The 12,786-nt window shown below is 68.7% G+C and carries 12 protein-coding genes; 3 read left to right on the forward strand and 9 right to left on the reverse strand.

Annotation, left to right across the window (positions count from 1 at the left end):
• Positions 1-672 (forward strand): ComF family protein, encoded by a 672-nt coding sequence (locus tag ABIC25_RS20730; protein ID WP_354562953.1) that lies wholly within the window; start codon positions 1-3, stop codon positions 670-672.
• A 96-nt stretch (positions 673-768) separates the two neighbouring features.
• Here the strand turns inward: ABIC25_RS20730 and lpqB are convergent, their stop codons facing one another.
• The 3 genes from lpqB to mtrA are packed head-to-tail and all read right to left on the reverse strand — an operon-like array spanning position 769 to position 4,873.
• Positions 769-2,517, reverse strand: a complete 1,749-nt coding sequence (gene lpqB / locus ABIC25_RS20735; RefSeq protein WP_239399342.1) for an MtrAB system accessory lipoprotein LpqB — start codon at positions 2,515-2,517, stop codon at positions 769-771.
• Positions 2,514-4,190: an MtrAB system histidine kinase MtrB gene (gene mtrB / locus ABIC25_RS20740; RefSeq protein ID WP_248643245.1), complete on the reverse strand. Its 1,677-nt coding sequence runs from the start codon at positions 4,188-4,190 to the stop codon at positions 2,514-2,516. The genes lpqB and mtrB overlap by 4 nt, the downstream gene beginning before the upstream one ends.
• On the reverse strand, positions 4,187-4,873 hold the full coding sequence (gene mtrA, locus ABIC25_RS20745) for an MtrAB system response regulator MtrA (protein ID WP_081487056.1): 687 nt from the start codon (positions 4,871-4,873) through the stop codon (positions 4,187-4,189). Before mtrA ends, mtrB begins: the two co-directional genes overlap by 4 nt.
• Positions 4,874-4,961: 88 nt before the next feature.
• On the opposite strand from mtrA, the gene ABIC25_RS20750 reads away from it, so the two are divergent.
• Together ABIC25_RS20750 and ABIC25_RS20755 are read left to right on the forward strand one after the other, a co-directional pair.
• Positions 4,962-5,615, forward strand: coding sequence for a dTMP kinase (locus tag ABIC25_RS20750; RefSeq protein ID WP_248643246.1), 654 nt, complete (start codon positions 4,962-4,964; stop codon positions 5,613-5,615).
• Between the two features lie 64 nt (positions 5,616-5,679).
• The gene (locus ABIC25_RS20755; RefSeq protein ID WP_248643247.1) at positions 5,680-6,489 is read left to right on the forward strand and encodes a hypothetical protein; all 810 of its coding nucleotides are present in this window, start codon (positions 5,680-5,682) and stop codon (positions 6,487-6,489) included.
• 97 nt (positions 6,490-6,586) lie between these two features.
• Here ABIC25_RS20755 and ahcY read toward each other — a convergent pair whose 3' ends face one another.
• The 6 genes from ahcY to ABIC25_RS20785 form a co-directional block, all read right to left on the reverse strand.
• Entirely contained in the window at positions 6,587-8,056 is a 1,470-nt protein-coding gene (gene ahcY / locus ABIC25_RS20760) for an adenosylhomocysteinase (protein WP_248643248.1), read from the reverse strand.
• A gap of 107 nt (positions 8,057-8,163) precedes the next feature.
• Positions 8,164-9,720, reverse strand: a complete 1,557-nt coding sequence (locus ABIC25_RS20765; RefSeq protein ID WP_248643249.1) for an amino acid permease — start codon at positions 9,718-9,720, stop codon at positions 8,164-8,166.
• Positions 9,721-10,029: 309 nt separating this feature from the next.
• Complete coding sequence (locus ABIC25_RS20770) at positions 10,030-10,332, reverse strand: WXG100 family type VII secretion target (protein WP_004023518.1); 303 nt, start codon at positions 10,330-10,332, stop codon at positions 10,030-10,032.
• 45 nt (positions 10,333-10,377) lie between these two features.
• Positions 10,378-10,701 carry a WXG100 family type VII secretion target gene (locus ABIC25_RS20775; RefSeq protein ID WP_014927790.1) on the reverse strand — a complete coding sequence of 108 codons (324 nt, stop codon included), beginning with the start codon at positions 10,699-10,701 and terminating at the stop codon, positions 10,378-10,380.
• 118 nt (positions 10,702-10,819) lie between these two features.
• The gene (locus tag ABIC25_RS20780) at positions 10,820-11,665 is read right to left on the reverse strand and encodes an ESX secretion-associated protein EspG (RefSeq protein ID WP_354562957.1); all 846 of its coding nucleotides are present in this window, start codon (positions 11,663-11,665) and stop codon (positions 10,820-10,822) included.
• Positions 11,662-12,714: a PPE domain-containing protein gene (locus ABIC25_RS20785; protein WP_354562958.1), complete on the reverse strand. Its 1,053-nt coding sequence runs from the start codon at positions 12,712-12,714 to the stop codon at positions 11,662-11,664. Before ABIC25_RS20785 ends, ABIC25_RS20780 begins: the two co-directional genes overlap by 4 nt.
• Positions 12,715-12,786: the final 72 nt, after the last annotated feature.

Raw genomic sequence — 12,786 nt, forward strand, 5'->3', positions numbered from 1 at the left:
GTGACACGGCAGTGGGGGATCTTCCGTGCCGGGGCCGATCTCGTGCTCCCGGTCCTCTGCGGTGGGTGCCGGCGCCCGGGGACCCGATGGTGCCCGCGGTGCGAACACGCCCTGTCCGACGTTCCGATCGCCGCCCGTCCACGGGTCGAGCCGGGCGTCGCCGTGTGGGCGCTCGGCCGTTATCGGGGTCCGCACCGGCAGGCGATCATCGAGATCAAGGAACACGACCGCCGAGACCTCGCGCGCCCGCTCGGCACCGCACTCGCCCGCGGCATCCGCGTGCTCGCCGGCTGGGGCGAGCTCCCCGACGCCGACCGGATGCTGTTGATCCCGGCCCCCACACGCCGGATGACCGCGCGCCGGCGGGGTGGCGACCCGGTCACCGCGGTGGCGTCGTATGCGGCGCCGGTCCTGGGCCGACGCGTACGCGTGGCATCGCTTCTGAGGACGGCGGCGACCGCACGGGATTCCGCCGGACTCGATGCCCGGGCCCGTGCCCAGAACCTTCGCGGTGCGGTGCGACTACACGCTGGCGGCCCGCCGACCCGAGGGACGACCGCCATCCTGGTCGACGACGTACTGACCACCGGCGCGACCGCGGCCGAGTCGGTACGCGTGCTGTCCGAGAACGGGATCGACGTCGTCGCGGTCGTGGTGCTGGCCGCTGCCTGAGGACCGTTCTCGACCCGGATCTCGCCGCGTCGAGCGCACCGGCCGAGGTCGCATGCGTTCTCGATCCGACCGGCGGCCGCAGAGACCGTCTGCCGATCAGGGCAGAACGGGGATCGCGCCGCCGATCATCGCCGGCTCGACCTCGGTCCAGTACTGGTCGGGCTGTCCGTTGCTGCTGCCCAGACGGAGGACCCCGCGCTGATCACCGACGTAGATCGTGGATGTGTTGGCGACCACGGCCCGCACCGGCGGTGACACGTTGCCGCTCAGCAGGCCCACTGCCGGGGTGCCGTCGATCGACAGCTGCACGACCGGCGACTCCGGCGCCTCGCGCGCGATCATCAAGGTCGTCGGCGACGCCCAGTCCACCGAGACCGCACGGTTGCCGATGTTGTACGCGGCTATCCGTGGACTCGTCAGCGACACCCCGCCCTCGGCATTGGTCGACAGGACGGCGAAGACGATCTGTCCCCCGACCACGAGGGCCGCGCGCACCCCGTCCGGCGCCACCTGCATCTCGGTGATCGCACCGCGGGCCACCGTCGGGATCGACGACGCCTCGACGGGCACCGTCTGGGTACCGTCGTCGTCGCGTTGCCACTGGATCGGCTTGCCGTCGACCACGACCCAGACCGTGTTCTCGTCGGCGCCGAAGGACGGACGGGTGATCGAGGAGCCGCCGACGATCGGACCGATGTCGCCGCCGTAGTCACCGATCACCAACTCGAGCCTGCGATCGGGCCCGGACAGGCCGCGGACCGCCGCGACCCGCGCCCCGTTGTCGGAGATGGTCGCCGAACGCAGGTCGCGAGCGGTACCCAACGGCCCCTGAACGGGCACCGTCGCGGTGTCGGTCACCGCACGCAGGGCTCCGCCGGTGATGATGTTCAGCCCGACATCGGTGGTGGGCACGGAGTTGGGGTCGAAGGCCCGGACGTCGGCGGTCTGCCATCCGGAGGCCCGCTCGGCGGCCAGCGGGGCGCCGTCGGCGTCGATGACATAGGGGCCGGAGATGTCGGCGCCGTCGAGAGTCCAGATGATCTGGGCGGCGAGCACGGCGCGATCACGGGCCGGCGCGCTCCCGATGCCGTCGAGGTCCACCCGCACCCCGCCGCCGGCGAGACCCACGACCGGGCCCCGCAGCGCGGCGTCGTTGGGGAAGCCGCTGTCCACGGCCGCCGCCAGATCCGAGGCGGGGCCGGCGATCAAACGGTTGACCAGGACGGTGGGGTCGGTGGCCTGGCCGGCATAGAGCCAGCGCGGGTCGGGCACCAGTCGGCGCCCGGTTCGGTCGCTGAAGTACAGCGAGACCGGGCGGTAGGTGTTGTCGAACTGGTCGCGGTCGATCATCGTTCCGCTCGGCAACGGACCATCGATCCGCCACTGATCACCGGATCGCGTGAGGCTGATGCTCGTCTCCACCCGCCCCGACGCCGGGAGCAGCTGACCGTCGGACTTGAGGGTCCCGACGTTGTCGCCGATCAGCCGCATCCGCACCGAGTCCTCGTTGCGCTGGTCGACGAAGGTGTTGATCTCGTCGACGATGAGCGCGTCGCCGCGATCGTCCCATTGCTGGGAGGCGACCGGGGTCAGGAATGCCCGGGCTGCACGATGAGCCGAGTCGGGATCGACCGTGGACTTGAGGAAGGCCCGCACCAGCGCCTCGGGGTCCATGTCGGCCTGCGGCACCGGGACCGCGTTGGTGGCGCCCTCCCGCTCGAACGACTTGATGGGTTGCGGCGAGGAGTCGTTGGGGATCGCGCCGCACGCGGAGACCACGAGGAGCGCCGCGACGGCCAACGCCAGCGCGAGAACACCGCGGGCCGACCGGGATGACCGGCTCATTCCGCACCCACCCCCGGGCTGCCCGGAACTCGGCCGGACGTCTTGGGCACGGACGTGCGCTGCAGGGTGCCCACCGACTTCAGCGGCAGCGGGGAGCCCAGGACCTTGTGCCCGCGCACGAGCGGCAGGGTCAGCCGGAAGCACGCACCCTTGCCCGGCTCGCCCCATGCCTCGAGCCTCCCCTGGTGCAGGCGCGCGTCCTCGATGCTGATCGCCAACCCGAGACCGGTACCGCCCGAGCGCCGGAACCGCGACGGGTCGGAACGCCAGAATCGGTTGAACACCAGCTTCTCCTCCCCCGGACGCAGTCCGATGCCCTGATCGCGCACGGTGATCGCCACCGCGTCACCATCCGAACGCATGGTCAGCGTCACCGGTTTCCGTTCACCGTGGTCGATGGCATTGGCGAGCAGGTTCCGCAGGATGCGCTCGACGCGACGCGGGTCGATCTCGGCGAGGACCGGTTCGGCAGGCAGGTCGAGGACGAGCTCGGTGCCGGTCTCCTCGGCCAGATGACCGACCGTGGCGAGGGCGCCGTCGATCGGGATCGCCATGTCCATGCGTTCGGCGGCGAGTTCGGCCATGCCCGCGTCGTGGCGCGAGATCTCCAGCAGTTCGTTGAGCAGCGTCTCGAAACGGTCGAGCTCCTTGTCGAGCAACTCCACCGACCGCTTGCGGACGGGGTCCAGATCCTCGCGGCCCTCGTAGAGCACGTCCGAGGCCATCCGCACCGTGGTGAGCGGGGTGCGCAACTCGTGACTGACGTCGGAGGTGAACTGGCGCTGCAGCCCGCCGAACTCCTCGAGATGGGTGATCTGTTTGGACAGACTCTCGGCCATGTCGTTGAACGACATCGCGAGCCGGGCCATGTCGTCCTCACCGCGGACCGGCATCCGCTCCTTGAGTCGGCCATCGGCGAACCGCACCGCGATCCGCGACGCCGACCGCACCGGGATGACGACCTGCCGCGAGACGAGCCAGGCGATCGCGGCCAGCAGACCGAGCAGCACGATGCTGCCGGTCAGCAGGGTGCCGCGGACCAGATCGAGCGTGTTCTGTTCGGCGGTCAGCGGGAAGACGAGGTACAGCTCGAGGCCGGGCACCGAGGCGTTCGTGGGACTGCCCACGATCAACGCGGGCGCCCGCCCGCCCGTCCCATCGGGGACCTGGGTGTACTGGTAGGCCACCTGCCCGCCGCGCACCATGTCACGCAGGTTCGACGGCACCTCGGCGGTCGGTCCGACGCCGCTCGCGACCCCGTTGTCGGAGCCTCCCGGCACCAGCAGCACGGTGTCGAAGGCACCGACCGCGCCCGACGCCTGGCCGGTGTCGGCATCTCGGTCGGTGAGCAGCGATCGCGTCTGACGCAGTCGGTTCTGCACCGACATGTTGCCCGCACCGCTCGAGAGGTCACGTTCCACGGAGATGCGGGCCCGGTCGATCTCCTCGGTCGCCGCGGCCAGCTTGACGTCGAGCAGCCGGTCGGTGATCTGGGTGACCAGAACGAAGCCGAGGATGAGGAGCACGACGACCGACAGCACCAACGTGGACACGACGACCCGCAACTGCAGCGAGCGCCGCCAGATGTGCCCGAAGGCACGTCCGACAGCGCCGGCGGTGCGGGTGAAGCGTCCGAGAGTGCTGTTGACCCGTCGTCGAGATCGACCGATCACGGCGGGCCGGCCTTGTAGCCGACCCCCCTCACCGTCAGGACGACCTCGGGATTCTCCGGGTCGGTTTCGACCTTGGCGCGTAACCGCTGGACATGCACGTTGACGAGTCTAGTGTCCGCCGGATGCCGGTATCCCCACACCTGTTCCAGGAGGACATCGCGGGTGAAGACCTGACGGGGCTTGCGCGCCAGTGCCACCAGCAGGTCGAACTCGAGCGGGGTCAGCGAGATCGGCACGCCGTCGCGCGTGACCTTGTGCGCCGGGACGTCGATCTCCACCGGCCCGATCGACAGCAGCTCGGCGGGTTCCTCGTCGGTCCGGCGCAGTCGCGCGCGTACTCGGGCGACGAGTTCCTTGGGCTTGAACGGCTTCACCATGTAGTCGTCGGCGCCGGACTCGAGTCCCAACACCACGTCGACGGTGTCGGACTTCGCGGTCAGCATCACGATGGGCACACCGGAGTCGGCGCGGAGCACCCGGCACACATCGATGCCGTTCATGCCGGGCAGCATGAGGTCGAGGAGTACGAGATCGGGTCGGATCTCCCGGACGGCGGTCAGAGCCTGTGTGCCGTCGCCCACCACGAAGGGCTCGAAACCCTCGCCGCGCAGCACGATCGTCAGCATCTCGGCGAGCGCGGCGTCGTCGTCCACGACAAGGATGCGGGGCTTCATGATGTCAATGGTGACATCACCGTGATGAAACCGTGGTGATCGACGCGCCGGGACGGACGTTCTGACCCGATCGGTCCAACCCCCTAGACTCCCCCGCGTGGGTCAATTGATAGCCGTCGAAGGACTCGACGGCGCCGGGAAGAACACGTTGGTCACCGGTTTGATCGATCGGTGGTCGGCGGCCGGACTGCGGGTCGCGACCTTCACATTCCCGCGCTACGGCCGGTCGGCAACCGCCGACATCGCCGCCGAGGCCCTGCACGGTTCGCACGGTGATCTCAGCGACAGCGTGTACGCCATGGCCTTGCTCTTCGCGCTCGACCGAGCCGGCGCGGTCGATGACATCCAGGCCGCGACCGACGCCCACGACATCGTGATCCTCGACCGCTATGTCGCGTCCAACGCCGCATACAACGCGGCGCGGCTCGACCAGGACGCCGCCGGTGAGGTCGTGCGCTGGGTCGTCGACCTGGAATTCGGACGATTCGGCATGCCCGTCCCCGACCGCCACGTACTGCTCGGGGTCTCCCCCGAGGTCGCGATGCAGCGCGCCGCGGCGCGGGCCGAGCGGGATGCGACACGGGCCCGGGACGCCTACGAGCGGGACGAAGCGCTCCAGCGTCGCGTCGACGCCGTGTATCGCGACCTCGCCGACGCCGCGTGGATGTCACCCTGGTACCGCTACGACGGCGAGAACATCCAGGACCTGGCCCTCCATCTGAGCGCAGGCCGGACGGCACCGACCGAATGACTCGATCGATGCTCCCGTCGCGCGGTTTCGATAGCCTTGGACCAACGATTTCGGAAGGCGTTCCATGACCTATCAGCCACCTCCACCTGGTGGCGGGCCATCGCCCTACGGCCCACCCGGCCCCGGTCAGCAGGGTCCCGGTCAGCAGCGTCCCGGTCAGCAGGGTCCGGGACGTCCGTATCCCGGTCCGCCCGGCCCCCGCGGGTACGGCCCCCCGCCCGGCCGCGGCCCGGTGCCGCCACCCGGCGCTCCGTATGGCCGTCCGCCGTTCGCTCCCGGACAATACGGGCCGCCCGCGCTCGCCCCGGGCTTCGGCGGTCCGCCCGGGCCACCACCGCCGCCCCGCCGCAACACCGGGGTGATCGTCGCGTGGGTGCTCGGCGGCGTCGCGGTCGTCGCGGTGATCGCGCTCGTGGTGACGGTCGTGGCGACCAGATCGTCGTCGGAGGACTCCGCGGCTGCCGGCACGTCGAGCCCCTCATCCGCCCCGACCTCGACCACGAGCGACCCCTCGCCGAGCGGGACCGGATCGGAGCCGGGGTCGACCGACTACACGGCGCTGGCCGAGATCCGCTCCGCGTTGCTCGCCTACATCACGGCACACAACGCGCGCGACGTCGGCCGGATGCGCGCCGCGGTGTGCACCCAATCCCGCGATCGGGTCACCGAGGCACCACCCGCCGACGGCGGCGACATCGTCCTCGACGGTTTCCTCGACACGGCCTTCGACGGCAACGTCGCCCAGTCCGAGGTCGTGTCTCACCTCGAGAAGGGCACGGAGAGAACGGCTTCGGAGAAGTCGAGGGAACGGTTCCTCAAGGAGCAGGGTTCGTGGATCTACTGCCCCGACGCCGAACCCGACATCGGCACCTGACCACATCCGTACCTGACCGCACCCGCACCATACGACGCCGGCACCATACGACAAGGGGCGTCCCACCTCGGTGGGACGCCCCTTGTGTCGTTGACGATCAGTAGCGGTAATGCTCGGGCTTGTAGGGGCCCTCGACGTCGACGTTGATGTACTCGGCCTGCTCCTTGGTGAGCTTGGTGAGCGTGCCGCCGAGTGCCTCGACGTGGATGCGCGCAACCTTCTCGTCGAGGTGCTTGGGCAGACGGTAGACCTCGTTGTCGTACTCGTCGTTCTTCGTCCACAGCTCGATCTGCGCGATCACCTGGTTCGAGAAGCTGTTGCTCATCACGAACGACGGGTGGCCGGTCGCATTGCCGAGGTTGAGCAGGCGCCCCTCGGACAGCACGATGATCGACTTGCCGTTCTCGAAGATCCACTGGTCGACCTGCGGCTTGACGGTGATGCGCTTGGCACCCGACCGCTCGAGCCCGGCCATGTCGATCTCGTTGTCGAAGTGACCGATGTTGCCGAGGATCGCCTGGTGCTTCATCGCCCGCATGTGCTCGAGGGTGATGATGCCGAGGTTGCCGGTCGAGGTGATGACGATGTCGGCGTTGCCGATCGCGTCCTCGACGGTGACGACGTCGAAGCCGTCCATGAGCGCCTGCAGTGCGTTGATCGGGTCGATCTCGGTGACCTGGACACGGGCGCCCTGGCCGGCGAGCGACTCCGCGCATCCCTTGCCCACGTCGCCGTAACCGCAGATCAGCACCTTCTTGCCGCCGATGAGGACGTCGGTGCCGCGGTTGATGCCGTCGATCAGCGAGTGCCGGGTCCCGTACTTGTTGTCGAACTTCGACTTGGTGACGGAGTCGTTGACGTTGATCGCCGGGAAGGCGAGATCGCCGGCGGCGGCGAACTGGTACAGGCGCAGAACGCCGGTGGTGGTCTCCTCGGTGACGCCCTGGACCGATTCGGCGATCCCGGTCCACTTGCCCTTGTCGGTCTCGAAGCGCTTGCGCAACAGTTCGAGGAACACCTTGTACTCGGCCGGATGATCGTCCTCGGCGGGCGGGACCACGCCGGCCTTCTCGAATTCGGCGCCGCGCAGCACGAGCATCGTCGCGTCACCGCCGTCGTCGAGGATCATGTTCGCCGGTTCACCCGGCCAGGTCAGCATCTCCTCGGCCGCCCACCAGTACTCCTCCAGGGTCTCGCCCTTCCAGGCGAAGACCGGCACACCCTTCGGCTCTTCCGGGGTGCCGTTCGGGCCCACCACGATCGCCGCGGCGGCGTGGTCCTGGGTGGAGAAGATGTTGCACGAGGCCCAGCGGACCTCTGCGCCGAGCGCGGTCAGGGTCTCGATGAGAACGGCGGTCTGCACGGTCATGTGCAGCGAGCCGGAGATCCGAGCCCCCTTGAGCGGCAACACGTCTGCATACTCGCGTCGCAGTTCCATGAGTCCGGGCATCTCGTGCTCGGCGAGCTCGATCTCCTTGCGGCCGAAGTCCGCGAGGGACAGGTCGGCAACCTTGTAGTCGATTCCGTTGCGGCTGTCGGCCTTCAGCTCGTCCTGAGCAGTCGTCATCTGATCCCCTTGTCGTTCGCGTCGGGCGCCTGATGATGCAGGCGCGAATGCGTTCGATCCAGGCTATCGGAACGACCGGCCGGTTCCGAGGGGCAGGGGCGTCGGATTCAGCTACCGCGCGAGGGACCGTCGTCGGCGGCGACCCCGTGGGCAGACGCATCGACCTCGCCCACCAGCTCCCCGCGCTCCCTTCGCGCGAAGACCGACTTGCGATAGCCGTAGGCGAAGTACACGACGACGCCGAGGACCATCCACACGACGAACCGGATCCAGGTCTCGACCGACAGGTTCAGCATCAGCCACAGGCACGCGAGGATCGACAGGATCGGTACCAGCGGGACGAGCGGCACGCGGAAGCCACGCTCGAGATCGGGCCGGGTCCGGCGCAGGACGATGACTCCGACACTCACCAGCACGAAGGCGAAGAGCGTGCCGATGTTGACCATCTCCTCCAGCGTCCCCATCGGGAAGAAGGCCGCGAGCACGCCCGAGACGACACCGACCAGGACGGTGAATCGCACGGGGGTCCCGCGCTTGCCCGTACGGGCAAGCGATCGGGGCAGCAGGCCGTCGCGGGCCATCGCGAATCCGACGCGGGTCTGGCCGAGCATCAGCACCATGACGACCGTCGTCAGACCGGCGAGGGCACCGAGGTTGATGACCCAGCCGGCCCAGGTCACCCCGTGATACTCGAACGCGGTGGTGAGGGTCGACCCGGACACCTCACCGGTCGCCGGGTCCGTCTTGTCGGCCAGTTCCGGGTACGGAACCATGCCGGAGACGACCAGGCTGACGCCGACGTAGAGAACGGTCACGATCGCAAGGGATCCGAGGATGCCGCGGGGCATGGCCTTCTGCGGATTCTTGGTCTCTTCGGCGGTGGTCGCCACGACGTCGAAACCGATGAAGGCGAAGAACACCAGCGACGCGGCGGCGAGCAGGCCGTACCACCCGAAGGTGCTGCCCTCGGCACCCGTGATCGCCGAGAACAGCGTCTGGTGCAGACCCGACTCTCCTTCGGCCGGCGGAGCAGCGGGGGGTACGAACGGGTCGTAGTTCTTCGCCGAGATGTAGAAGGCGCCGACAACGATGACGAGCAGGACGACGAAGACCTTGATCGTCGTGATGACGAGCGACACCCGCGACGACAACTTGGTTCCGAGGGCGAGCAGGACCGTCAAGACCGCGATGAGCAGGACCGCACCCCAGTCGAAACTGATGGAGTCGGTGATCTCGATGGATGCCGACGTCCCGAGGATGTTGCCCAGGTAGAGGGACCACCCCTTGGCGACCACGGACGCCGCCAACGCGAACTCCAGGATCAGGTCCCACCCGATGATCCAGGCGATGAATTCGCCGAACGTCGCGAAGGTGAAGGTGTACGCACTACCGGCGACCGGCACCGTCGATGCGAATTCGGCATAACAGAGGGCGGCGAGTCCGCACGCGATGGCGGCCAGCACGAAGGCCAACGACACCGAGGGTCCGGCGAGATTGCCCGCCGTGCGCGCGGTGAGAGTGAAGATTCCGGCGCCGACCACGACGGCCACACCGAAGACGGTCAGATCCCACGAGGTGAGGTCTTTGCGGAGTTTGGTATCGGGTTCGTCGGTGTCGGTGATCGATTGCTCGACCGACTTGACGCGCCTGAACGGGCTACTCATCGGGTCCTCCCATGGTCCGGCGGAACCAGAGTCACTGGCCCACCCGCGGTCGTGCGACGAGGACGAACTCGCCTGGAGCGAATGCCTACGCTATCCGAACGATGTTCGGATCGAAGCACATCCGCAAAGGCGTGTCAGTCGACGTGCGAAGCACCTTTCCCAGTTGCCCGACACCGGAAACCTCGGGACGGCTCCTGACCGACGCCGTTGTGCCCGCCCTGGGAGGCGGGCGAAGCGAACGGGGACCCTTTCGGGCGCGTGCCCGGTGGGGTCCCCGTCTGGCGTCTGGGCAGTGCGAGGCTTCGGCGGTCAGACGAGACCGCGGAAACCCGTTCCGATCGCTGCGTCGGTGTCCTGCATGACGCGGCTGGCGTTGCTCACACCCTGCTCGAGCGAGGTCAGCGAGTCACGAGACTGGGTGAAGATTCGATCGAACGCGCCCTGCGCGTCGACGTAGGCAGCCTTGGCCTGCTGCGAGTTCCAGTTCCCGTCGAGCGCGGCGACCTGCGCCTTGAGCTGAGAGTTGAGGTCCTCGAGCTGGGTGAAGGCAGCCCGGAGGCCGCCGCTGAGATCGCCGAGAGCGGCGAAGTCGTAATTGATCGAGCCGTTCATGGATGTTCCTTTCGCAGAACGTGGAGTTGAGAAGGCAGGCCGTGGTCAGACGCTGGTGTTCAATCCGCGCGCCGCAGCCGCGTCCTGGTCCTCGTAGCCGGCGAAGCCGTTGGTGAGCTGGGTCTTGATCTGCTCCAGCAGCTGGTTCATCGTCAGCGCGGCCTTGTTCCAGTCGGTGTGCGTTCCGTCGAACGCGACGCCGGCCGAGCCCTGCCATGTCGGCGTCGCATTGCCGGCGTGCTGCGCGATCTGGTTGATGACAGCCTTCATGTCCTCGACGAGACTGCCGACCTTGGCTGCGGTGGCCTGTCCGTCCGCGACGTTCACGGTGACGCCGGCGCCGCCGCCTGCTCCGGGCAAGTTCAGCATGAGTGCTCCTCCTGTGTAACGGCACCGTTTGGCGATGCCCCCGTTGGTATCCGTGACACAGATACCCCTGACAGTTGATTCCCGCGGCGGTCTGTTCCGCGGAATCCCCCGATGCGGATCATGGCATCCATTTCCCGTCGGGCAGGGTCTCTATCAACAGGCTGACCGCCTGTGCGATTCGATGACCCGTTCCCGGCGAGAAGGTGGTCCACACCCGACCGTCCGGGGACTTGCTGGGACTGGACACGATTCGACCCCGCTCGGTGTCGAAAACCGCCACAGCTCCAGAAGATTGAGCGAATCGTCCGTCCTCGTTCATCGAGGCGACGATCTCGGTGCGCGTCCGGCACGACGCGAAGGCGGCCGACACGACGGCGGCATCCGCCGGAGTCGCTCCCAGCGCGTGCAGGGCGTCGGTCGTCTCGATTCCCGTCCGACAGCGGCCGAGCCGGTCGACCACCTCGTCGGACGGAGCCGCGAAGGCCGTGAAGTCAGCCGGCGTCGACGCATCGGACCCGGGTGCGTCGAACTGTGCCCGCACGATGCCGGCGAGTTCCGCCACATCGCCGACGTCGACAACCGTGATGTCGACCCCCGGCCCGGTTCGCTTCGCGAGTACATGCTGGTGACCGTTGCGCGCCACGCATATTCGGCGAACGGCACCGTCGGAGAACGATCGGATCTCGATCTCACGCCATGGTTGCGCCAGCACCCTCAGCACCGTCGCGGCCCACGCCGACGGCTCGCCGTGCTCGACGAGTCCGAGTGCCTCGATCGTCGCGTCGGCTTCGGAGTCCGAGTCGGAGTCGGCGGTCGTAACGGATTCCGTGTCAGCGCCGTCATTCTCGGCGACGTCGCCCAGATCGAGAACGACCGGCCAGGTCTGGACCCCGAAGCGTTCGCCCAGCCTGCGCAGGACCGCGGCGTCGACGAGCAGCCCGGCGTCGTTCGTGATCGGCATCATCGGCGCTCACCCGGGTTGCCGAGCATGAGCGTCTCCGACAGGTATCGGGGATCGACATCCGGACGGAGGTGGGTGTCCGGCTCCGAGACATAATGTGCGGCAGGGCGATCCGACGTGGCCAGATCGGCCCACGTGGCCGTCTGCTCCGTCGTTTCGCTCGCCGAGGACGTCGGTGCGTCCGGCGAGTCGAGATCAGCGGCGACCGTGCGAACGACTGCACCGCGGTCTGCCGCGGCGACGCCGGGGGCCACCGGAGGTGGTACGCCGGGACCCGGACCGGGAGCCGACGTGGCCGGCGCCCCGCCGGGCGTCGTGGTGGTGACCTGCGGTGAGCTGCTCGCCACGATGGTCGGTGCGTACTTGAGCTTCTCGGGCGGCGGTACGAACACTCCCCCGAAGCCCACGGGCGTCACCGCACCGGGAGGCGCCGCGGACGCCGGAGTCGGCAGCGGTGGTGCCGATGCACGCGCTGCGGCCGCCTGCTCGGCAGCGAGCGGGTCACCGGACACCAGCACCGGCGCCGGCCGTGCCGATTCCCATGGCGCGGCAACCGATTCGGTGGCGTTTTCATACGTCTGCATCACCCGCGCGGCGCGCATGCGCTGGTGCGCGACCGCGCGCTCGGCCTGGGCGGCGGCGCCGGCGATGATCGGGGCGACCGCCGTGGCCGTGGTGGCGATCTCATGCAACTTCTCGACGACGTCGACCTCCGCGAGGTCGGGCATGTTGAGCCGCGCGACGGTGATGGCTGCGGCCTGCGATTCGGCGCGCGCCGCATTCTCGACGGCCTCGGCCGCGACGTCGGCGAACCATGGTGCCAACCGCGTCAGTTTCTCGAAAGCCGCACTTGTGTGGGCTGACTGCCAGTGTGCGCCCAGCCGTGCCAGCACGGCCGCGTACTCGACGCCCGCTTCCCCGACCTCGGCGGCGAGGGCGGCCCAGGCCAGCCCGGCTTCCGCCAGCGGCGCGGGGCCGGGCCCCGCGCCGAGGTCGGCGGCGAGTTGTTCGGTCGGACGGGTGTCCCAGTTGACTCCGGTGAAGCCGATCACGAGCGCCTCCCTTCGATGCCGGCGGATTGTGGGTGTGTGAGCTGAGTGGCGCTGCTGCGCAGAATGTTTCGG

It is taken from the genome of Gordonia sp. PvP123, from assembly GCF_040547295.1.
In the GTDB taxonomy this organism is placed as follows: domain Bacteria; phylum Actinomycetota; class Actinomycetes; order Mycobacteriales; family Mycobacteriaceae; genus Gordonia; species Gordonia terrae.